The 22,549-nt window shown below is 38.5% G+C and carries 17 protein-coding genes; 14 read left to right on the top strand and 3 right to left on the bottom strand.

Features of this window, described 5'->3' with window-relative positions:
- The first annotated feature begins 12 nt into the window (after window positions 1-12).
- The 3 genes from IGK01_RS04670 to IGK01_RS04680 all read left to right on the top strand — a co-directional run bounded on the left by IGK01_RS04670 (window position 13) and on the right by IGK01_RS04680 (window position 3,953).
- A complete protein-coding gene (locus tag IGK01_RS04670; RefSeq protein WP_010735850.1) occupies window positions 13-417 on the top strand; it encodes a VOC family protein in 405 nt (134 codons plus the stop codon).
- A gap of 279 nt (window positions 418-696) precedes the next feature.
- Complete coding sequence (locus IGK01_RS04675) at window positions 697-1,542, top strand: MurR/RpiR family transcriptional regulator (RefSeq protein ID WP_010735849.1); 846 nt, start codon at window positions 697-699, stop codon at window positions 1,540-1,542.
- 254 nt (window positions 1,543-1,796) lie between these two features.
- Complete coding sequence (locus IGK01_RS04680) at window positions 1,797-3,953, top strand: peptidoglycan D,D-transpeptidase FtsI family protein (protein ID WP_041684181.1); 2,157 nt, start codon at window positions 1,797-1,799, stop codon at window positions 3,951-3,953.
- 154 nt (window positions 3,954-4,107) lie between these two features.
- On the opposite strand, the gene IGK01_RS04685 is transcribed toward IGK01_RS04680, so the two are convergent.
- Window positions 4,108-4,917, bottom strand: a complete 810-nt coding sequence (locus IGK01_RS04685) for a Cof-type HAD-IIB family hydrolase (RefSeq protein WP_438840523.1) — start codon at window positions 4,915-4,917, stop codon at window positions 4,108-4,110.
- 292 nt (window positions 4,918-5,209) lie between these two features.
- On the opposite strand from IGK01_RS04685, the gene IGK01_RS04690 reads away from it, so the two are divergent.
- Together IGK01_RS04690 and IGK01_RS04695 are read left to right on the top strand one after the other, a co-directional pair.
- The gene (locus tag IGK01_RS04690; protein WP_010735845.1) at window positions 5,210-6,646 is read left to right on the top strand and encodes an NCS2 family permease; all 1,437 of its coding nucleotides are present in this window, start codon (window positions 5,210-5,212) and stop codon (window positions 6,644-6,646) included.
- Between the two features lie 154 nt (window positions 6,647-6,800).
- Complete coding sequence (locus IGK01_RS04695; RefSeq protein WP_010735844.1) at window positions 6,801-7,997, top strand: multidrug efflux MFS transporter; 1,197 nt, start codon at window positions 6,801-6,803, stop codon at window positions 7,995-7,997.
- Between the two features lie 45 nt (window positions 7,998-8,042).
- On the opposite strand, the gene IGK01_RS04700 is transcribed toward IGK01_RS04695, so the two are convergent.
- Complete coding sequence (locus tag IGK01_RS04700) at window positions 8,043-8,237, bottom strand: YjzD family protein (protein WP_010735843.1); 195 nt, start codon at window positions 8,235-8,237, stop codon at window positions 8,043-8,045.
- A gap of 223 nt (window positions 8,238-8,460) precedes the next feature.
- On the opposite strand from IGK01_RS04700, the gene dnaE reads away from it, so the two are divergent.
- The 3 genes from dnaE to pyk all read left to right on the top strand — a co-directional run bounded on the left by dnaE (window position 8,461) and on the right by pyk (window position 14,817).
- A complete protein-coding gene (gene dnaE, locus IGK01_RS04705; RefSeq protein ID WP_409173788.1) occupies window positions 8,461-11,775 on the top strand; it encodes a DNA polymerase III subunit alpha in 3,315 nt (1,104 codons plus the stop codon).
- A 166-nt stretch (window positions 11,776-11,941) separates the two neighbouring features.
- A complete protein-coding gene (gene pfkA, locus IGK01_RS04710; protein ID WP_034691339.1) occupies window positions 11,942-12,904 on the top strand; it encodes a 6-phosphofructokinase in 963 nt (320 codons plus the stop codon).
- 128 nt (window positions 12,905-13,032) lie between these two features.
- A complete protein-coding gene (gene pyk, locus IGK01_RS04715; RefSeq protein WP_010735840.1) occupies window positions 13,033-14,817 on the top strand; it encodes a pyruvate kinase in 1,785 nt (594 codons plus the stop codon).
- 80 nt (window positions 14,818-14,897) lie between these two features.
- Here pyk and IGK01_RS04720 read toward each other — a convergent pair whose 3' ends face one another.
- Window positions 14,898-15,788, bottom strand: coding sequence for a LysR substrate-binding domain-containing protein (locus IGK01_RS04720; RefSeq protein ID WP_019723060.1), 891 nt, complete (start codon window positions 15,786-15,788; stop codon window positions 14,898-14,900).
- Between the two features lie 234 nt (window positions 15,789-16,022).
- Between IGK01_RS04720 and IGK01_RS04725 the strand changes: the two genes are divergently transcribed.
- The 6 genes from IGK01_RS04725 (at window position 16,023) to IGK01_RS04750 (ending at window position 21,970) form a co-directional block, all read left to right on the top strand.
- On the top strand, window positions 16,023-16,988 hold the full coding sequence (locus tag IGK01_RS04725) for an AEC family transporter (RefSeq protein ID WP_019723059.1): 966 nt from the start codon (window positions 16,023-16,025) through the stop codon (window positions 16,986-16,988).
- Between the two features lie 175 nt (window positions 16,989-17,163).
- Complete coding sequence (locus IGK01_RS04730; protein ID WP_010735837.1) at window positions 17,164-17,733, top strand: YceD family protein; 570 nt, start codon at window positions 17,164-17,166, stop codon at window positions 17,731-17,733.
- Window positions 17,734-17,790: 57 nt separating this feature from the next.
- Window positions 17,791-17,970: a 50S ribosomal protein L32 gene (rpmF, locus tag IGK01_RS04735; protein WP_010735836.1), complete on the top strand. Its 180-nt coding sequence runs from the start codon at window positions 17,791-17,793 to the stop codon at window positions 17,968-17,970.
- 205 nt (window positions 17,971-18,175) lie between these two features.
- The gene (gene gndA, locus IGK01_RS04740; RefSeq protein WP_438840524.1) at window positions 18,176-19,597 is read left to right on the top strand and encodes an NADP-dependent phosphogluconate dehydrogenase; all 1,422 of its coding nucleotides are present in this window, start codon (window positions 18,176-18,178) and stop codon (window positions 19,595-19,597) included.
- Between the two features lie 187 nt (window positions 19,598-19,784).
- The gene (locus tag IGK01_RS04745; RefSeq protein ID WP_010735834.1) at window positions 19,785-20,471 is read left to right on the top strand and encodes a response regulator transcription factor; all 687 of its coding nucleotides are present in this window, start codon (window positions 19,785-19,787) and stop codon (window positions 20,469-20,471) included.
- Window positions 20,468-21,970, top strand: coding sequence for a HAMP domain-containing sensor histidine kinase (locus IGK01_RS04750; protein ID WP_065096743.1), 1,503 nt, complete (start codon window positions 20,468-20,470; stop codon window positions 21,968-21,970). The genes IGK01_RS04745 and IGK01_RS04750 overlap by 4 nt, the downstream gene beginning before the upstream one ends.
- Window positions 21,971-22,549: the final 579 nt, after the last annotated feature.

Genomic DNA, 22,549 nt, shown 5'->3' on the forward strand with positions numbered 1-22,549 from the left:
AGTGGTCGATAGATGAACTTTAATCAGGCAAAAATCGGATTGTTGATTCAAAAAGATTATGGGGAATGTTATGATTTTTACACAAAAAAATTAGGATTGGTTCCTACATGGGGAAATCGAAAAGGTCCGTATACGTCATTTGCTATGGCAAAAGGAGAACCTAACTGTTTTGATATGACGTCAGCAAAAGAAATGTCTTTGGTCAAAGGGTATATACAGTCTGCTAAAAATGGAATATCTGATACAGTGGTGATCATATTACCTACGAAGGATATCCAAAAGGACTATGCGAAGTTAACCGCAAATGGTGTCACTTTTTTAGGTGAACCTCAGAAAATAGAGGCTTGGGGAGGATTTACCAGTGCCTACTTTAGAGACCCAGAAGGCAATTTGTTTGAACTGAATGATGGGTATTAGTTTCTTTTTGGATGTTGCTTCTTTCTTTTTTTTGTTTTTAATAGCTGATTCTGTGAAACTCCATAAATGATAAGTCAAAAGAAACCAAGATAAGGGTGTGACATGTTGCCACTTATACCTTGGCTTCTTTTTTTAGCGATTGATTTTTAGGAATAACAGTAATCGGTTGAGCAGGCAGAGAACAAAGGATATTCTCTATTTTCTTGTTTAGTATGAGAATTGTTTGCCTTTGAGTATGATATAATGACATAGACATTTAGAAAAAGGGATGTGTATGAGATGAGCGTAGTGAGTCGCATTGAAAGTATGATGAATGACTATTCTTCTGCCGAAAGAAAATTAGCAGATTATATCGTAACACATGTAGAAAAAATACCAACGATGACAGCCAATGAGTTAGCAGAAGCGGCGGGCCTGAGCGCTCCCACAGTTGTTCGTTTCTCCAAAAAACTTGGCTTTCAAAGTTTAACGGATTTTAAAATCACTATTTCCACCGAATTACAAGCAGGTATCGTGGAAGGATTCAGCGATATTGAACCAAATGAATCATTTTATTCAATCAAACATAAATTAGGGAATAATGCGCAAGTAGCGATCAAAGAAACCGTGGATATTTTAGAAGAGGAGATGATCCAACGTGTCGTTGAGCGTCTGGAAGAAGCACAAACAGTTTATCTATATGGTGTGGGCGCATCTTCTTTAGTCGTTGAGGATATCCTCCAAAAATGGTCTCGTGTAGGAAAACCAATCATTTTTGAAAAAGACATCCACGTCTTATTGCCACAATTAGTGAGTAATGAAACAAAAAAAGTGCTATGGCTTGTCTCTAACTCAGGAAACAGCAAAGAAGTGGTGATGATCGGACAGTTAGCCAAAGAAATGGGAATCGATATTATCGCATTGACTCAATTTGGAAATAACCGATTAAGTAAATTGGCCGATGTCGTTGTCCAGACATCAAGACCAAAAGAAATCACGAACCGAAGTGCAGCAACTAACTCATTATTGGCTCAATTTGCAACGATTGATATCATTTTTTATCTTTATATGGCAAAGAATGAAAAATTAACCGAGAAAGTCACTCAAACCAAAGAAGTGATCAAAAATTATGTCAAACAAAAATGAAATAACAGATGATAGTTTTCCACAATGTCATATTTGTTTCCATTGTTTCACAGTAAAAGAAAACTTTATTTTCAAAAATAACCATATTTTTTAAAGTTTTTTAGAATCCATTTGTGTGACACATTACTTGTTTGTGAAACAAACTAGTCTTTTTTGGGTCGAGAATTAAAGAATTTCTTGCGGATCAGGATTTTACTTTTTAATTTTGTTTTTTTTAGGTACAATGGAGCCTATAAGTAGGCGAAAAAGAAGGAATGATGAAAAGTTTTATGAAAAAAAATACAAATAATTCTTGGTTAGATCGAATAAAAAAAGGAACACAAGAACCAAAAAATAAAACGTTTCGACGGTCACATGTTCCCTTTCGTTTAAATTTCCTTTTTTTCATTATATTTACGTTGTTCGTGTCATTGATTGCTCGATTAGGTTATTTGCAGATCGTAAACAGTGAGGAACTAGAAGCAAAAGTCAAATCATCTTCGTCTCTAACGGTACAAGTAAGTTCACCCCGAGGCATGATCTACGATGCCACCGGGAAAGCTTTGGTGACAAACCAAGCCAACCAAGCAATCACATTCACGAGAGGCAGAAATATGACAGCGGAGGATTTGCTGAAAACAGCAAATACCTTGACACAGTTGATCGATATGCCAGTGGATGAAAATTTGACTACACGTGATAAGAAGGATTTTTGGTTAGCAGATCCCGATCATTTGAAAGCTGCGACTGAACGCCTATCGGCAAAAGAAAAAAGCTTGAGTACGAGTGAGCAATACCAAGCAACTGTAGATAAAGTGACAGATGAGGAAATCAATTTCAATGAGGAACAATTGAAAGCAGCAACGATTTTTAAACGAATGAATAATGCGTATGAACTGAATACAGTTTTCATCAAAAATTCTGGTGTTACAGATCAAGAATTGGCGATCGTGGCAGAACATGCATCAGACCTGCCAGGTGTTTCAACAGGAACTGACTGGGTACGCCAGTATAATGCGGCGGATTCCATAAAGAGTATTCTAGGAAGCGTAACATCAGAAAAACAAGGCTTACCTGCCGATCAAGTGGAAGAATTCTTGGCAAAAGGCTACTCACGTAATGACCGAGTAGGCCAAAGCTATTTAGAAAAACAATATGAAGATGTCTTGCAAGGCACAAAGACACAATATGAAATCACTTTAGATAACAATGGAAATGTCATCCAACAAAAAGAATTGTATGCAGGAGAAAAAGGATCGAATTTGATGTTATCGATCAATGCAGAGTTCCAAGCGAAGGTCGAAGAGATTCTTAGAAACAATTATCAAAAATTAGTCGATAATGGAAAAGCCCAATACTCACCAGGTGCGTATGTAGTCGCGATGAATCCTCAAACAGGTGAAGTATTAGCGATGACGGGTTTCAGCCATGAGCAAGGCTCAAAAGAGTTGACTGAAAATGCCCTTGGTACGATCACGAATGCCTTTGTTCCAGGATCTGTTGTAAAGGCAGGTACGTTAGCCGCCGGTTGGCAAAGTGGCGTGATCAGCGGTAATCAAGTATTAGTAGATGAACCGATTCGATTACAAGGCTCTTCAGAAAAAAGCTCCGTCTTCAATCGTACTGGATCTGTACCTTTGGATGTGGTCCAAGCGTTAGAGCTTTCATCAAATACCTATATGATCAAAGTAGCGTTGAAGATGCTAGGGTTAGAGTACGTACCAAATATGGGCTTACCTAGTCTAAGTGAAGAGGCACAAGCGTATGAACAATTGCGTGACGGCTTTAAACAATTTGGACTTGGAACAGTCACAGGGATCGATTTACCAAATGAGTCTGCGGGGATCTCACACTCTGTTGAATACATGAAGAAATTCAATGCAGACAACGGACAAGACTGGTTCACACCAGGAAACTTTACTGACTTGGCATTTGGCCAGTTCGATACGTATACCCCGATCCAGTTAGCGCAATATGCAGCAACAGTAGCAAACGGTGGAAAAAGAATCCAACCACGCATTGTCAAAGGCATTTACGGGAACGACGAGAATGGTAACTTAGGTGAAGTGAAAAAAGAGATGGAACCAGTTGTCGAAAATACAGTAGACGTGTCTCCTGAAGAGATGGCCCTTTTACGTGAAGGATTCCATCAAGTAGTCCATGGAACAAATAACTACACGACTGCTCGATCATTAGCAGATGCAAAAATGGATCTTTCTGCTAAAACAGGGACAGCCGAAACAGTCGCTGAAGGTCATCCCGATATCGTAACAGTCAATAGTAATATTGTGGCTTACGGACCAACAGAAAATCCTGAGATTGCGGTAAGTGTTGTCTTACCAAACCTGCTAGATGAAAAAGACCATATGAATTCGGTCATAGCCAAAGAAATCATGAATGCTTATTACGATATGTTCATGGCAAACAGATAACAGAGGTCAGAGCCGAAGTATTTAGCCTCAAGAAATAAGGCGCCATCCACGAAGATTTTGTGGATGGCGCCTTATTTTTGAAGAGCTTACTTCTGCTCCCTCTGTTTATTTGGTTTTAAGTGGTGCGAGAGGACGAATGCCCCAGACGGATTTTTTATAATGAAAGTAATTTTTCAAGGTAATTCGCCAAACCGTCTTCTTCATTTGTTTGTTCAGTGACATCGTTGGCTACGCCTTTTAGTTGCTCAGTCCCATTAGCCATTGCCACACCCCAGCCCGCATATTCAAGAAGTTCTAAGTCATTGTGTTCATCACCAAAAGCAATCACATCTTTTTGTTCGATCGATAGATAATTCGCTACTTGATGGATTCCTTTCGCTTTTTCGATCCCTTTTGAAACAATCTCTAGTATCGCCATTGGTCCACCCCAAGTCCTTACATCGACATGCTTCCCAAATTGACGTGTTAGTTCGGCAGAAACTTGTTCAGCATATTGTTTTTCTGTACGTACCAATAAGGACGTAGGGTTAGTTGTTAGATTTCGTGGAGACAGTAGGTTTTCTGGTTTAGGATTTGGTGAAGCAAAGAATTTTGCGTCAAAAAAATCAAAAGAATCGATAAAGAAAGTGTCGCGATTCTCCGCAGCAATAAAATCTAGATTCAATTGATTTTTTTGCGCTAAGATCTCAAAAACAATCTCTTTATTGATCAATGTTTCTTGTTCTCCAGCCCATTGTTGGTTTGGGATATGCACAAGCGCACCGTTAAAGTTGACCATCGGTGTTGTCAATTCTAACTGTTGATAATATTGATAACTCATTCGATAAGGACGTCCGGTTGCAATACTGACATGATGGCCAGCATCAATGGCTTTTCTCAATGTCTCTTGGGTTTTAGAAGTAATGATCGACTCAGGATTCAACGTTGTTCCATCCAAGTCGATCGCAATCAATTTTTTGTTCAATGCTGTCATTCCTTTCAAACAACGATTTGTTTCAGTCTAGCATATTTCAATGAATAAACAAGGTACAGATCTTTCTGAAAAATAAATGCTTTAAAGCAAAAATAGAAAAGAATCAAACCAAATTGAGCTAAACACGAACATTAAAATATAAAAATGACATTTCATAAAGTTTCGTGTTGAAAAACGAATGAAATGTCTATATAATCTATAAATGTTCGACGGAAAAATATATTTGGATTTATTTTTACATATTATATAGTCCGTTAGAAAAAATCAGGGAGTGGAAATTTTTATGGAAAAGTTTTTCCAACTAAAGAAAAATAATACAAATGTACCAACAGAAATAATGGCTGGTGTAACAACGTTTTTTGCCATGAGTTATATATTATTTGTTAATCCGACGATCTTGTCAGCTGCTGGCATGCCATTTCAGGCAGTCTTTTTAGCGACGATCATTGCTTCGATCATCGGTACTTTAGTTATGGGATTATTTGCTAATGTGCCTTATGCACAAGCCCCAGGAATGGGTTTGAATGCTTTCTTCACATTTACAGTTGTTTTTGGGTTAGGTTATTCTTGGCAAGAAGCATTAGCCATGGTCTTTATTTGTGGGTTGATTAATGTATTTATTACAGTAACAAATATTCGGAAAATGATCATCCATGCTATTCCTGAGAGTTTACAACATGCAATCGGCGGTGGTATTGGGATTTTTGTTGCATACGTTGGGATCAAAAATGCTGGATTTTTGTCTTTCTCTGCAGATCAATCAGCGATAACTAGTTCTGTGTTTGATAATGGTCAAGTGACGAATGTGACGATCAACGGTGGCATCGTTCCAGAACTTGCAAACTTTAATAATGCGCCGATCCTACTAGCTGTCATTGGATTAGTTTTGACATCGATCTTAGTTGTTAAAAATGTTCGTGGTGCAATCTTGATCGGTATCGTAGTAACAACGATCATCGGGATCTTGATGGGTGTTGTTGATCTAGGAACGATCGATTGGGAACAAAATTCTTTAGGCAATTCAATCAATGAACTAGGCACGACGTTTGGTGCAGCATTTGGTGCGGAAGGGATGCAATCTTTATTCAGCGATAGCTCTAAGATCCCACAAGTCCTGATGACGATCATTGCCTTTAGTTTATCCGATACATTTGATACGATCGGTACGTTCATCGGTACTGGACGGCGTACAGGTATTTTCTCTAAAGAAGATGAGGAAGCTTTGGAAGATGGACGAGGATTCAAAACTAAAATGGATAAAGCGTTGTTCGCTGACGCAATCGCAACATCGATCGGTGCGATTTTCGGAACATCGAATACAACGACTTATGTCGAATCAGCAGCTGGTATTGGCGCTGGTGGTCGTACAGGTTTGACTTCAGTTGTCGTAGCCGCATTATTTGCTTTAAGTAGCTTATTTTCTCCACTGATCGCTATTGTACCGGCACAAGCAACTGCACCAGCATTGATCTTAGTTGGTGTGATGATGATGGCTTCGTTTGCTGATATCAATTGGTTAGATATGGAAGAAGCATTACCTGCCTTTTTTGCTTCGATCTTCATGGGATTAGCTTACAGCATCTCTTACGGAATCGCTGCTGGTTTTATCTTCTACACGATCATGAAAGTGATCAAAGGTAAAACAAACGAGATTTCAATTGCTTTATGGGTTGTTGATATTTTATTCATTCTCAACTTCGTCATTTTAGCAATCATTTAAAAGACATTTTTAATAGGAGTGAAGAGTAGGCTAACTCTTTGCTCCTATTTTATTTGGTCTATGTCCTCTTTGACAAAAATGAATGATACTGGCACATACGTTGCACACACGTACAAAAATAGGTATGATAATAGAGACGAAAGAAGGGTGATAGATGAAGGTTCAATGGAGAAAAAATTTATTCGTAGCTTGGATAGGCTGCTTTTTTACTGGTTCAAGTATCAGTTTAGTCATGCCGTTCATTCCAGTTTACGTCGAACAACTAGGTACACCTAAGGATCAAATTGAATTATTTTCAGGATTAGCGATTTCAGTAACAGCCTTTGCTGCGGCGATCGTTGCGCCTATTTGGGGAAATCTAGCTGATCGAAAAGGACGGAAAATGATGATGATCCGGGCAGCAGCAGGTATGACGATCACTATGGGATCACTAGCTTTTGTCCCAAATGCTTATTGGCTTTTAGTCATGCGTTTCTTTAATGGGATTTTATCTGGATACATACCTAATGCGACAGCGATGATTGCTTCACAAGCGCCTAAAGAGAAAAGTGGTTGGGCGTTAGGCACGCTTTCTACTGGGGCAGTGGCAGGGACGCTGATTGGTCCGTCAATGGGAGGCGCTTTGGCGCAATGGTTCGGAATGGAAAATGTTTTTTTGATTACTGGAGGGTTATTACTGATCACCACGATCTTAACGATTTTCATGGTAAAAGAAGATTTCCAACCGGTAGAGAAAAAAGATATGATCAGTACCAAAGAAGTTTTTGCTAAAATGGATCACTTTTCTGTGTTAGTCGGTTTATTTGTTACTACTCTGATCTTACAGTTAGGGATCACCACGATCAGTCCAATCTTGACATTGTACATTCGGGAATTGAGTGGTGACACATCAAATATCTTATTTGTTAGTGGATTGATTGTTTCAGTATCAGGTGTTTCAGCAGTATTTTCTTCTCCAAGACTGGGGAAATTAGGGGATAAGATCGGAAATCAGAAGGTGCTGTTAGCAGGTTTGGTACTTTCGTTTTGTTGTTACTTACCAATGGCATTTGTGACTACGCCCTTACAATTAGGGATCTTACGTTTTATATTAGGTTTTTCGACAGGTGCGTTGATGCCATCGATCAATACATTGATCAGCAAGATCACACCAGAAGAAGGTGTCAGTCGAGTATACAGCTATAACCAAATGTTTACGAACTTTGGTCAAGTACTAGGACCGATGTTAGGTTCGACAGTCGCTCATGCGTACAATTATAGTACAGTGTTTATTGTGACTAGTCTCTTTGTTCTGACGAATATTCTTTTATCACTATTTAATTTTAGAAAAGTACTTCATCAAAAACTATGATCAAGAAAAAAACAGATTGGAGTATTTCTCCAATCTGTTCGGCTTTTATGAATGTGAAGCGGACGAAGTTTCTTTTTTAGGTGTTGCAACAGCGCTGATCAAAATGACGATCAATCCTGCAACCAATGAAATAATAGTCGTCATGGTAAAATCATATGGGCTACTAGACAATGCACCACCGATATAGCCAACCACTTGACCTAAAATGACTGCCCAAAATAATGTGACGATATATCGCATATCAAACACCTCTTTTCTAAGTTCAGTTTACCAGATTTTTTTTGAATGTAAAGGGAGAAACAGGCATTCAACGTCAGTGGATAGTATAAAAAGTATAGATCGTTCATCGGATGGGAAAAGCATGATGAAAGACGAATACACGTAACCAGTCATACAAGATAACGAGCTGATGTTACGAATATTCCCCTAAAAAGAAAGTGAATGGAAAAGGTGGTATGTAAAAATGTTTCTTCCACAACTTTATACGATCACCTCGTATTCTTTGTTGCAAAGTACGATTCGCATAAACGAATACGTTCGAGAAGCAAAGAAACTAGGCTATCAGACATTAGCGATCACAGATAAGGATGTGCTATCTGGGGCAGCGGAATTTTACCGCATCTGTATGAGTGAAAAAATACAACCAATTATTGGACTGAACTTGACCTACCAGTTTCAAGAACGTCATTATGAGTTACTACTCTACGCAAAAGATAGGATCGGCTACCAACAATTGATCAAGCTCTCAAGCAAGAAAATGATCCGAGAAAAAATCGAGCTTCACGAGATCGATGAACTCGATCATTTGCTTGTCGTTTTACCAACCAAAAAATCGATTGCTGATGACTACGGTGTGTCAGCATTATTTGATAGCCATTGGCAAAGTTTGCAAGAAAAAATAGCATCTTCTCATCTTTATGTAGGTGTCACAGAAGAAACGCCTCTAGAAGCTCCAGAATGGCTAGCTTATTTACGAGCAAATCAATTTCAACTTTGTGCAGTACATCCGATTGCTAGTTTGCACCAAGAGGAACTTTTTTCTTTGGAAACAATGAAACATCTGCGTGAAGGAACGCAACTCTCTTTTGATGAAGTGCGACAAACGACTCGTGATTCAGCCACAGGTTTTTTACTTCCCGAAGCAGAATTACGACAAAGATTCATAAACGCAGGATTGGAAGAAGCGTTGAACAATGCGCAGCAATTAGCTAAAATAGTAACTTTTGAATTTCAGTTCCATCAGAAATTACTACCACATTATCCGGTACCAGAAAATCGAAGTGCAGGAGAGTATTTACAGGAACTTTGTCAGAAGCAATTAGGTAAGCGTGTAGAAAAGATCACTGCAGCTTATCAAGAGCGCTTAGATTATGAACTGTCAGTGATCCACCAGATGGGATTTGATGATTATTTCTTGATCGTTTGGGATGTCATGGCTTTTGCTCATAAAAACAACATCGTTACTGGTGCTGGTCGTGGTTCAGCTGCGGGGTCATTAGTCGCCTATGTGTTGGAGATCACAGATGTAGATCCATTGGAGTACGACTTGCTATTTGAACGTTTTTTGAATCCAGAACGATACACGATGCCAGATATCGATCTAGACATTCCTGATAATCGCAGAGAAGAAGTGCTGATTTATGTTCGTGAGAAATATGGTCAATACCATATGGCACAAATCGCCACGTTTGGGACCATGGCAGCTAAAATGGTACTAAGAGACGTGGCACGTGTCTTTGGCCTTTCACAAAGCGAAGCAAATCGTTGGTCTAAAGCGATTCCTAATCAATTGAAAATGACGTTGAATGAGGCTTATCGAACTTCTAACAAGCTGGTTGAATTAGTACAAGCGAGTGAAAAAAATCAATTGTTGTTCCATACTGCAAAAATACTTGAAGGTTTGCCAAGACACGTTTCTACTCATGCAGCTGGTGTCGTTTTAAGTGATAAGAATCTACTAGAGTTAGTTCCTTTACAAAAAGGATCAGATGAAGCATATTTGACTCAGTATACAATGAATGATGTCGAAGCTATTGGGTTGTTAAAAATGGATTTTCTTGGATTAAGAAATCTGTCTATTATCGATTACACAGTGAAAGCAATCAAACGTGTCGAAAACAAAGATATCGAACTAAAAGAAATACCATTAGATGATCCTAAAACTTTACAGCTTTTCCAACGTGGCGAAACAACAGGGGTCTTTCAATTCGAATCTGCCGGGATTCGGAATGTCTTGCGAAGATTAGGACCAGAAAACATTGAAGATATTGCCGCTGTCAACGCCTTGTATCGTCCTGGACCAATGCAAAATATCGATACATTTATCGCTCGTAAGAAAGGGAAGGAAAGAATCCATTATCCCGACGATTCACTACAACCGATGTTGAAAAATACGTATGGCGTCATTGTGTATCAGGAACAAATTATGCAGATTGCTTCAACCATGGCTGGATTTTCTCTTGGACAAGCGGATATTTTGAGGCGAGCAATCAGTAAAAAGAAAAAAGACGTGATTGATCAAGAAAGAGATCATTTTGTTCAAGGTGCCAACCAACAAGGGTACAGTAAGGAAAAGGCCAATGAAGTGTACGAATATATCGAACGCTTTGCTAACTATGGGTTCAATCGTTCCCACGCGTTTGCTTACTCCTTTGTTGGCTTTCAAATGGCCTATCTCAAAGTTCATCACCCTGGTGCATTTTTTATGAGTTTGATGAATTCCGTCCGTCACAACACGGCAAAGTTAAAAGAGTATATTGCTGAGGCAAAAAAGTATAAAATAAAGCTGACCCCTCCATCCATCAATCAAAGTTTTTATGGTTTTGAGCTGACGGATAAAGGAACCATTCGTTTTGGATTGACAGCAATCAAAGGTGTTCGTCGAGATTTTGTTGAGGAGATCATTCGTGAACGAAAAGAAAATGGGCCATTCCGTTCGGTTGATCAGTTTCTGATTCGTATCAATAAACGTTGGCTCAAATTGGAGTTGCTACAAACGTTAGTTGCATCAGGTGTTTTTGATGAATTAGTAGGAAACCGCAGACAGTTGATGTTGGATCTGGAAGGTAAGATCCAAAACATCTTATATAGTGGTGGTAGTTTAGACCTTTTAGATATCATGGCTTTAAAAGAGGAAGAAGTCGCAGATTATAGCCTCGAAGAGAAGCTTCAATTAGAAGAAGAGCATTTAGGTGTCTATTTATCTGGTCATCCGACAGAAGGGTATGAGCGACTTAAATTAGCAAAAAAAGTCCATTTAGTCACAGAAATCGTCCCTAAACAAGCTACAAATGTTTTAGTGATGGTCAAAGAGGTAAGAGAGATCCGTACGAAAAAAGGAGCGTTGATGGCTTTTGTCAGCGGAACAGATAGTAGTGGAGAAATAGCTATTACCGTTTTTCCAGAGCTGTACCGACAAGCGCGTCCATTATTCAAAGAAAATCAAGTGATTTTCGTGCAAGGACGTTCAGAAATCAGTAAATACAATCAAGAATTGCAGCTGATTGCAGAAGTAGTCGCTGATCCTGAAGAATTGCAACAGCAGTATCCAGAACAAACGTGTTATTTGAGAATCAGAGAAGAGGCAGATCAACCAGATACGATGAAACAACTGCAAGAATTATTCAAAAAATTCCCAGGATATATTCCTGTTGTGATGTATCATGAAAAAGACCAACGAAAAGTTGTGTTATCTGAAGCCTTTTGGCTCGATGGTTCAGACAGTCTCAAGAAGCAATTAGCTTACCTTTTAAAAGAAGAAAATGTTGTTTTCAAATAACTTACGGTAAAAGATACTATTTGCTTTCATTTTTTTTCATTTTTTTATCAGGAAATCAAGACAAGTGAGCAAAATAATGTTAGAATGTTAGTCGTGGTTAATACAAAGAAGGTTATAAACCTAAGTCTTGCTTAGGATAAAGTAATTTAATGAGGTGAAGATGAATATGAAACGCATCGGAATTTTGACTAGTGGTGGAGATGCTCCTGGGATGAATGCAGCAGTTCGTGCAGTCGTTCGTAAAGGTATATATGAAGGATTGGAAGTTTACGGGATCAATTATGGTTTTGCTGGACTAGTTGCCGGAGATATCCGTCGATTAGATGTTGCAGATGTCGGTGATAAGATCCAACGCGGAGGTACATTCTTATACTCTGCACGTTATCCTGAATTTGCAACAGAAGAAGGACAATTAAAAGGAATCGAACAATTGAAAAAATTCGGTATCGAAGGTCTTGTTGTGATCGGTGGCGATGGTTCTTACCATGGCGCGATGGCTTTGACTAAACGTGGTTTCCCAGCAGTGGGTGTACCAGGTACGATCGATAACGATATTCCAGGAACTGATTTTACGATCGGTTTTGATACAGCAATCAACACAGTATTAGAATCAATCGACCGTATCCGTGATACAGCAACTTCGCACGTTCGTACATTCGTGATCGAAGTGATGGGACGTAATGCTGGAGATATCGCTTTATGGTCAGGTGTTGCTGGTGGAGCGGATGAGATCATCATTCCTGAGCATGATTTTGATATGGCAGTTGTTGCCAAAAAAATCCAAGATGGCCGCGATCGTGGCAAAAAACATTGCTTGATCATTTTGGCAGAAGGCGTAATGGGCGGAAACGAATTTGCAGAAAAATTGTCAGAATATGGCGATTATCATACACGTGTATCGATCTTAGGACACGTTGTACGTGGTGGTTCACCAACTGCACGCGACCGTGTATTAGCAAGTAAATTTGGTGCACATGCTGTTGAACTATTGCAACAAGGTAAAGGTGGTTTGTGTATCGGTATTCGCGACAACGATATCGTTGAGGCTGATATCATCGACACACTAGAAAATAACAAACACCAACCAGATTTATCATTATATGACTTGAACAACTCACTTTCTTTCTAATAAAGAAAAGTAGTCAGATAAATCAATAGATATATATGGGAGTGGGAAGCAGGTCTTCCCAATATCTAACAGATATTTAAGCTTTGAATGGCTTTAAATAAACAATTTGAATGGGAGAGTTTTGTAAAATGAAAAAAACGAAAATCGTTAGTACATTAGGACCAGCCAGTAATTCAGTAGAAACTATTTCTAAATTGATTGAATCTGGAGCAAATGTCTTCCGCTTCAACTTTTCACATGGTGACCATGAAGAACAATTATCACGTATGGTAATGGTTCGCGAAGCAGTGAAGAAAACTGGTAAAGATGTTGGCATCCTTTTAGATACAAAAGGTGCAGAAATCCGTACAACAGTTCAAGGCACAACTGAAGAAGATTTTGGCCGTGCAGGCTACATCAAATTTGAAGTTGGCGACAAAACACGCATCTCAATGGACCCTGAACATGTAGGTTCAAAAGAAAAAATCGCAGTAACTTATCCAGGTCTTTTTGAAGACGTTCATGTAGGTGGACATATCTTATTCGATGATGGTTTGATCGACATGGAAATCATTGAAAAAGATGAAGCAACGCGTGAATTAGTAGTAGAAGTGAAAAATGCAGGTATGCTGGGATCACGTAAAGGTGTTAACGCACCAGGCGTTTCAATCAGCTTACCAGGTATTACACCAAAAGATGCAGACGATATCCGCTTCGGACTAGATAACGACATCGACTTCATCGCTGCAAGTTTTGTTCGTAAAGCACAAGACGTATTAGATATTCGTGAAATTTTAGAAGAAAAAGACATGACACATGTTCAAATCTTCCCTAAAATCGAATCTCAAGAAGGTATCGACAACATTGATGAAATCATCAAAGTTTCTGATGGTATCATGATTGCTCGTGGAGACATGGGTGTTGAGATCCCTGCTGAATTAGTACCAATGGTTCAAAAACGTATCATCAAAAAATGTAACGCTGCGGGTATCCCAGTAATCACTGCAACACAAATGTTAGAATCAATGCAAGAAAACCCACGTCCAACACGTGCGGAAGCATCTGACGTTGCCAATGCAGTATTTGACGGAACAGACGCAACAATGTTATCAGGTGAATCAGCAAATGGTGACTATCCTGTTGAAGCTGTTGCAACAATGGCTCGTATCGACCAACAAGCTGAATTAGCATTAGCAGAATTAGGTTCATTCCAATTAAATGAATTTGACAAAACTGATGTAACAGAAACAATCGGTCTATCAGTGGCACGTGCTGCGAAAAACTTAGGCGTAAAAACAATCGTTGCTGCAACTGAATCTGGTTATACAGCAAAAATGATCTCTAAATACCGTCCAGATGCTGATATCTTAGCTGTCACATTTGACGAACGCACAAAACGTGGTTTGATGCTTAACTGGGGTGTATATCCAACAGTTGCAGAAAAACCAACAACAACAGACGAAATGTTTGAATTAGCTGCGAAAAAAGCAGTCGAATTAGGTTTCGCTTCAGAAGGTGACTTGATCTTGATCACTGCTGGTGTACCAGTTGGTGAACGTGGAACAACAAACGTAATGAAGATTCAAATGATTGGTTCAAAATTGCTTGAAGCACAAGGAATCGGTCAACAATCTGTTGTAGCGAACGCTGTAGTTGCTTCATCAGCAGCAGAAGCAATCAAAAAAGCAAAAGATGGTATGGTATTAGTTGTTCCTTCAACTGACAAAGAATTCATGCCTGCAATCGAAAAAGCAGCAGCAGTAGTTGTTGAAGAAGGCGGTTTGACTTCACATGCAGCAGTTGTGGGAATTGCACAAGATATTCCTGTAATCGTTGGTGCGAAAGATGCAACTTCAACGATCAAAGATGGTGAATTGATCACTGTTGACGCTCGTCGTGGTATCGTTTATCGCGGAGAAACAACAGCTATCTAATTGAAATCAAAATCAAAAAGAGTGTTGAGAGAAATCTCAGCACTCTTTTTTTGTTTTTTATTGTGTGTGAGTTGAGCAAGTCATTTTTGGGTTTTCATAAATTCATGGATGACTTCGATCACGTTTTCATGTAAAACCGTTGGTAACTGCTGTGCACGAGTGGCTAATGAAATCAAAAAACGTGGTTGAGCAGTATCTGCTAAAGGAATAGCTACGAGATTATCTTCAGGATGAATCGCGATCTCGGTGAGAAAGCCAATCCCGATATTTTCTCGGATCATGCTTTTCAAAATAGTTAAGTCATTACTCTGATAAACGATCTTAGGTACAATATGCGTTTGCTTAGAAAGCTTTGTAAACGCAGCAGGATGGACGTAGTGTTCATTTAATAAAACAAATTGATCGTTGACTAGCTCCTTAAAAGAAACGCTTGTACGATCTGCTAGAGGGTGTGAAGGGGACACAACGATCATGAAGCATTTATCCAACAATGGCTCGACTTCTAGCTTTTGATCAACGATCGGTTGCGTTGATCCAAGAATCGCAAGATCAATCCGCCCTTGATGAATCATGCCATATAGATCACGAGAACCTCCGTCGATGATATCGATTTGACCCATTAATTGATGCTTGATAAAATAGCTCGATAATTTTGGGAAATATTCATTGCCAATGATAGGTGGCATACCAAAGCGCAATTTTTTCTTTTGTAGCTGAGCAATCTCTGCCTTAGCAAGTGTAATTTCTTGTAAGACGGATTGTGCATGGATCAATAATTGCTTACCAGCAGGAGTGATAATCAATTCATGATGGGAACGATCTCTTGTAATCAGTGTGGCACCAATTTCTTTTTCTAGGCGTTGTAAGGCATAAGTAATCGTCGGTTGACTGACCTCAAAAAACTTAGCCACCTTAGTAAAGTTTTTTTGTTTGACGATTTGAACATAGTATTCAAGATCTCTTGTATTCATGAATCGATTCGCTCCCTTGACATATAAATAATGTTTATTGTAATCGATAATTTTGACTATAACAAACCTAAAAGACTACACTTAAAAAAGAAATAAGTAATCTGCTAGGCTAGTGGCACGCGAATCGTCTTTTAGATTAAAACAAAAAATAGAAGAAGCAACATGTTTGAGCAGTGCTGGCTCATATCTACAAAGAGATTGCTTCACTAAATGGTTACTGAGGAGATGGAAGAAATGGTATTTTTTCAATCAATTGAAAGTGTGATCAGTATAATCTTGATGATTGGATTAGGCTATGTACTAAAAAGCTTGGGGTGGTTTGATGAACAGTTTGGGGGAAGTATCTCTTCCTTGATCACTAAAGTAGCTTTACCCGCCTCGATTTTTGTTTCAGTTATGAAGAATTTAACTAAAAGCAGTTTGATTGAACTATCTGGAAGTTTGATATATCCGATCGCTGCAGTGATCATTTCCTACTTGATTGCTTATGTACTAACAAAATTACTCAAGATACAACCAGGTAGACGGGGGATTTTTATGAATGCAGTAGTGAATGCCAATACGATATTTATTGGCTTGCCACTCAATATTGCCCTTTTTGGCGAAGCCTCTTTACCTTACTTTTTAATTTATTATGTGACAAATACCGTATCGACCTGGGCATTTGGTGTGTTTTTGATCGCTAATGATGACCCGACAAAAGATCGAACAGAAAAGAAAACGAAGCTGAATTGGAAAAAGCTTTTGCCAGCGCCTTTATTAGGTTTTATCCTTGCGCTTTTCTTCTTGGTGTTAGAGATCCCTGTACCTGATTTTGTCAATTCAACACTAAATTATGTAGGCGGGATCGTGACGCCATTATCATTGATCTATATCGGAATTGTTTTATACGATGCAGGGTTGAAAAGTATTCGATTTGATCGGGATACGATCGTGGCTTTGATCGGTCGATTTATCTTAGCACCAGCTATATTGATTGGACTGATGGTAATAGGTAAATATGCCTTTGGTGCAGAACTAGCCCCTCTACTGAAACAAACGTTGATCGTACAGTCAGCTACACCTATGCTAGCTGTCTTACCAATCCTTGCAAATGAAGCACACGGTGATGTGAAGTATGCAACGAATCTTGTCACGACGAGTACCTTACTATTTGTGTTCGTTGTACCTATTTTAATGCAATTGATCCAATACATTTGATATCTGATCAAACGGTGATAGCTAGCGACAAAGTAAACGCAGAGCGAATAAATCTCACGTAGATGAGAAAAACGCTCTGTGTTTTTTTATGAAGTGTAAGGTGTCAAGAAAATTTCATTGACAACCGACTTTTTGCCCTGTATAATAGCTTTTGTTGCTTAGGAGTGATGAAACTATGAAATGGTCTTTATTGGAATTGAGAAAATACCAAGAGACACCGTTAACTTTTCATGAGACCCTTGACGTAAAAAAGGCTCTTATGAAGCGAGACGATTCAATTTTAGATGTTGCGCCTGTGGAAGTCGAAGGTCTAGTCTCAGTAGATAACAAAGGCTATCTCGTTCATTACACTGCGCAGACGACACTGACTGTTCCGTCCACTCGTTCATTGACACCAGTTGAATTACCAATCAAACTGTCTGTAGATGAATTGTTTATGACGATGGAGCAATACCAACGTAGAGATGTACAGTTACCTTCAGAAGAGATCCTCTTAATCGAAGGAACGCATCTAGATGTGACAGAGTCGATCGAAGACAACATTTTATTGGCGATTCCGATGCGTGTACTCACAGAAGAAGAAGAGCATTCCACTGAATTACCGAAAGGGAACGATTGGGAAGTGCTATCCGAAGAAGAGTACGAAAAACGCAAAACGGAAGAAGCTGAGACAAAAGTAGATCCTCGTCTTGCAAAACTATCAGAATTTTTTGATTCAGCATCAGAAGAAGATGATAACGCGTAAGATTGGAATATATTGTATCAAATATTGATACGAGACTTTACAAGGAGGTGTAGCAAAATGGCAGTACCAGCTAGAAGAACATCGAAAGCTAAAAAAGCAAAACGTCGTACTCATTACAAATTGACAATCAAAGGATTGAACGAATGTCCAAACTGTGGTGAAATGAAAAAAAGCCATCACGTATGTGCAAGTTGTGGTTACTACGATGGTAAGGACGTAATGTCTAAAGAAGCTTAATACATTTTATTTAGAAAATGTAAAACCTCAAGGCTAACCATGGAGCCTTGAGGTTTATTTTTTTGATTCTGAAATAACAATTGTATTCGGAATGATAAGAAGTAAGAAACATCACCGATTCGTACTTATTTGGTTTGCAAGTAAGCTATGTTAAGCTATAATTAGAGAGATTAGGGAGAACATCCCATATGTAGGAGGAGTTTATATGTCAAAACAACAAATCGGCGTTGTCGGAATGGCCGTCATGGGTAAAAATCTAGCCCTTAACATTGAAAGCCGCGGCTACTCTGTTGCACTATTCAACCGTACAGGAGCAAAAACAACAGATGTGGTAGAAGAACATCCAGACAAAAACTTCAAAGCAACATACACGATCGAAGAATTTGTTGATTCAATCGAAAAACCACGTCGTATTCTTTTGATGGTCAAAGCAGGACCAGCAACAGATGCAACGATCCAAGAATTATTACCACATTTAGACAAAGGTGATATTTTGATCGATGGCGGGAATACCTTCTTCCAAGATACGATTCGTCGAAATGAAGAATTAGCCAACTCTGGTATCAATTTTATCGGGACTGGTGTTTCAGGTGGAGAAGAAGGTGCGTTGAAAGGACCTTCGATCATGCCTGGTGGACAAAAAGAAGCGTATGAATTAGTTGCACCGATCCTTGAACAAATTTCTGCAAAAGCAGAAGACGGCACCCCTTGTGTAACTTACATTGGTCCAAATGGTGCAGGTCATTATGTCAAAATGGTCCACAATGGGATCGAGTATGGTGATATGCAACTGATTGCTGAATCTTATGACTTGATGAAAAATATTTTAGGTTTATCTGTCGATGAGATGGCTGATATCTTCAAAGAATGGAACGAAGGTGAATTAGATAGCTACTTGATCGAAATCACTGCGGACATTTTGACACGTAAAGACGATGAAGGTACAGGTCAACCGATCGTAGACGTGATCCTTGATGCTGCAGGGAATAAAGGAACAGGGAAATGGACAAGTCAAAGTGCTTTAGACCTTGGTGTGCCACTTCCATTGATCACAGAGTCTGTCTTTGCCCGTTATATCTCTGCATACAAAGATGAACGTGTACAAGCAAGCAAAATCTTGACACATACGAATGATTTTGAATTCAACTGCGATAAAAAAGAATTTATCGAAAAAATTCGTGAAGCGTTATACTTCAGCAAAATCATGAGCTATGCACAAGGGTTTGCACAGCTACGTGTCGCATCGAAAGACTATGGCTGGGATTTACCATTCGGTGAAATTGCAAAAATCTGGCGTGCCGGCTGTATCATCCGTGCTCGTTTCTTACAAAAAATCACTGATGCCTACGAAAACAATCCTGACATTGAAAATCTATTATTGGATGACTACTTTGTTGAGATCACTAAGAAATACCAACAAGCCGTGCGAGAAGTTGTTGCATTAGCTGTTCAAGCAGGCGTACCGGTACCAACATTCTCTTCAGCGATTGCTTACTTTGATTCATACAGAGCCGAACGTTTGCCTGCAAATATCATCCAAGCACAACGTGATTATTTTGGCGCACACACGTATGAACGTGTTGACAAAGAAGGAATCTTCCATTACTCATGGTATAACGAAGATTAATCAGCTTCTTTATTCTTCAACATGCTAAACAAATAAGTAATAAATGAAAGAGCTGAGGTCATTTTATAGAGGGCGACTTCAGTTCTTTTTTAAAATAGTATTCCATGATAAAATGATTATAGATTTTAAATTAACTATTGGTATAATAATGGAGTTTAGAAGCCTAGGAGAGAAAGGACAAAATTGAATGAGTAATATTCTAATCATTGAAGATGAGAAAAACTTAGCCCGATTTGTCGAGTTAGAATTAAAACATGAAGGGTATAATGCTGAAGTACATTACAACGGACGAACAGGTCTGGATGCTGCTTTGAATAATGAGTGGGATGCAATTTTATTAGACTTGATGTTACCTGAATTGAACGGACTTGAAGTTTGTCGTCGCGTACGCCAAGCGAAAAATACACCAATTATCATGATGACTGCGAGAGATTCTGTCATTGATAGAGTTTCTGGTTTAGATCATGGTGCAGATGATTACATCGTCAAACCATTTGCAATCGAAGAATTGTTAGCGCGTCTACGTGCTTTATTACGCCGCATCGACATCGAAGGAGACAAAAATGTGGCAAAACAAACAACGATCACTTATCGCGACTTAACGATCGAAAAAGAAAATAGAGTCGTACGTCGTGGCAATGAAGTCATTGAATTAACGAAGCGTGAATATGAACTATTACTTACTTTGATGGAAAATGTCAACGTGGTACTTGCACGGGATGTTTTATTAAACAAAGTTTGGGGCTACGAAACCGAAGTGGAAACAAACGTAGTGGATGTGTATATTCGTTATCTCCGTAATAAAATCGACGTTCCTGGTGAGGAAAGCTATATTCAAACAGTACGTGGGACTGGTTACGTGATGCGCTCGTGAGCAATTACAATCAAACCGAAAAAAGAGAACTTAAAGGTCCATCCTTGACGATCAAGTGGGCCTTTGCAAGTTCTTTCTTCATATTTGTCGTCTTTACGATTTTTGCAGTGATCACCTATAAATCATCGATCAATCTGATCGTAGCTAAGGAAAGAGCAAATGTCGAACATACCATTTCTGAAGCGGCTTCTCGTTTATCAAATTCAGATGAGGAGTTGACATTGATCAATGCCTATCGAAACTTAACGAACGCTGACCAAACCGGTGGTACTGGAGATGATACTGCTGTCATTGAAGGGAACTTGATGAAAATCGACTCCTTTATTTCCGAACTTGGTCAAGCATCGATGGATCTGTATGTTTACGATCTGGATGAAAAATTGATTTTTAAAACACACGAAAAAAGTCGTTCATTGATCCAAACGACCAGGAAGATCCCAACGATCGTTACTTTAGACGGGAAAACTGGCTTTTTATCGATCCAACCTATTTATTCTAAACAAACAAGAGAAAAAATCGGCTATACTCAAACGTTTTATGAACTTTCATCTTTCTATGATATAAGAAATAATCTTTTGTTGACTTTGATCGTGCTAGAGATTGTCTCCTTGATACTAAGTAGTATCTTAGGTTTCTTCCTATCTTCCTACTTCTTAAAACCGTTAAAAGTATTACGAGATACGATGGATACGATCCGTAAAGATCCACAATCAGATATCCATATGCCAGAGATTGATACAGATGATGAGTTAGCAGACCTTGCTGAGATCTTCAATGAAATGCTAGATCGTATGCGTCTGTATATCGAACAACAAGAACAATTTGTGGAAGATGTATCACATGAATTAAGAACACCTGTAGCAATTATTGAAGGGCATCTCAGCTTATTGAATCGCTGGGGGAAAGATGATCCCGAAATTTTAGAAGAATCCCTAACTGCAAGTATGCAAGAAATCAGTCGGATGAAAAGCTTAGTACAAGAAATGCTAGATCTATCACGTGCAGAGCAAGTGGATGTTTATTATGCCAACGAAACGACGAATGCAAAAGAAGTGACTTACCAAGTATTCAATAATTTTAAATTACTTTATCCTGATTATGTTATTACACTGGATGATGACTTACCTAAAGAAGTAACACTACAAATTTTTAGAAATCATTTTGAACAATTGATTATCATCATTTTAGATAATGCGGTAAAGTATTCAACGACAAGAAAAGAAGTCCATATCTCCATTTCATCCACGCTTAGCGAATTTGAGATCGCGATCCAAGATTTTGGTGAGGGAATACCTGAAGAGGACTTGAAGAAAATATTTAATCGTTTTTATCGTGTAGATAAAGCAAGAGCACGAACAAAAGGTGGAAATGGCTTAGGATTGTCGATTGCCAAACAACTTGTAGAAAGCTATAAAGGAAGAATATTAGCAGAGAGTGTAGTGGGGCAAGGGACGATTTTTAGAATTTTTGTACCAATTGTACGAACAGAAGACAAGTAAAGTGATGACTTTGCTTGTTTTTTTTATGGGTTTATCGACAAACTTCCCTAGGCTATTGATTTCTAAGAAGTTCTTACGTAGCTTTCCCCTTAAAAAGAGACGAACTTTAATTGAGAAATACTAGAATAATACAATTAAATAACATCAAAAAACTGTTGATTTTTAAACATCTTCTACGAATATTCGGCTTTGAAAATAATCGTTGAAAAAAGCATTTTTTCTATTGCAATTTTTTTAAGTCCTTGATATATTATTATTTGTTCTGACAAAGCAGTAAGAAACGTCATGATAAATTGTTGAATTTAAATGTTGACGAGGTTTTGATGCTGTGTTATAATAACGGAGTCGTTAAAAATGAGGTGATAAAAACCTTAATATACCAACAAAAAATTTGTTGACAAATAACAACTGACATGATATATTAATGAAGTCGCCAAGAAACAACGACAAACAACTTTCTAAGTTAAGAAAGAAAAACTTATTGACAATTTCTTAAAGAAATGTTAAGATATAAAAGTTGTTAAATAAGAAAGAATAGACCTTTGAAAACTGAACAAAGTAAGACAAACCAAATGTGTA

This window comes from Enterococcus sp. AZ080, assembly GCF_051714945.1.
Taxonomy (GTDB): Bacteria; Bacillota; Bacilli; order Lactobacillales; family Enterococcaceae; genus Enterococcus_B; species Enterococcus_B pernyi.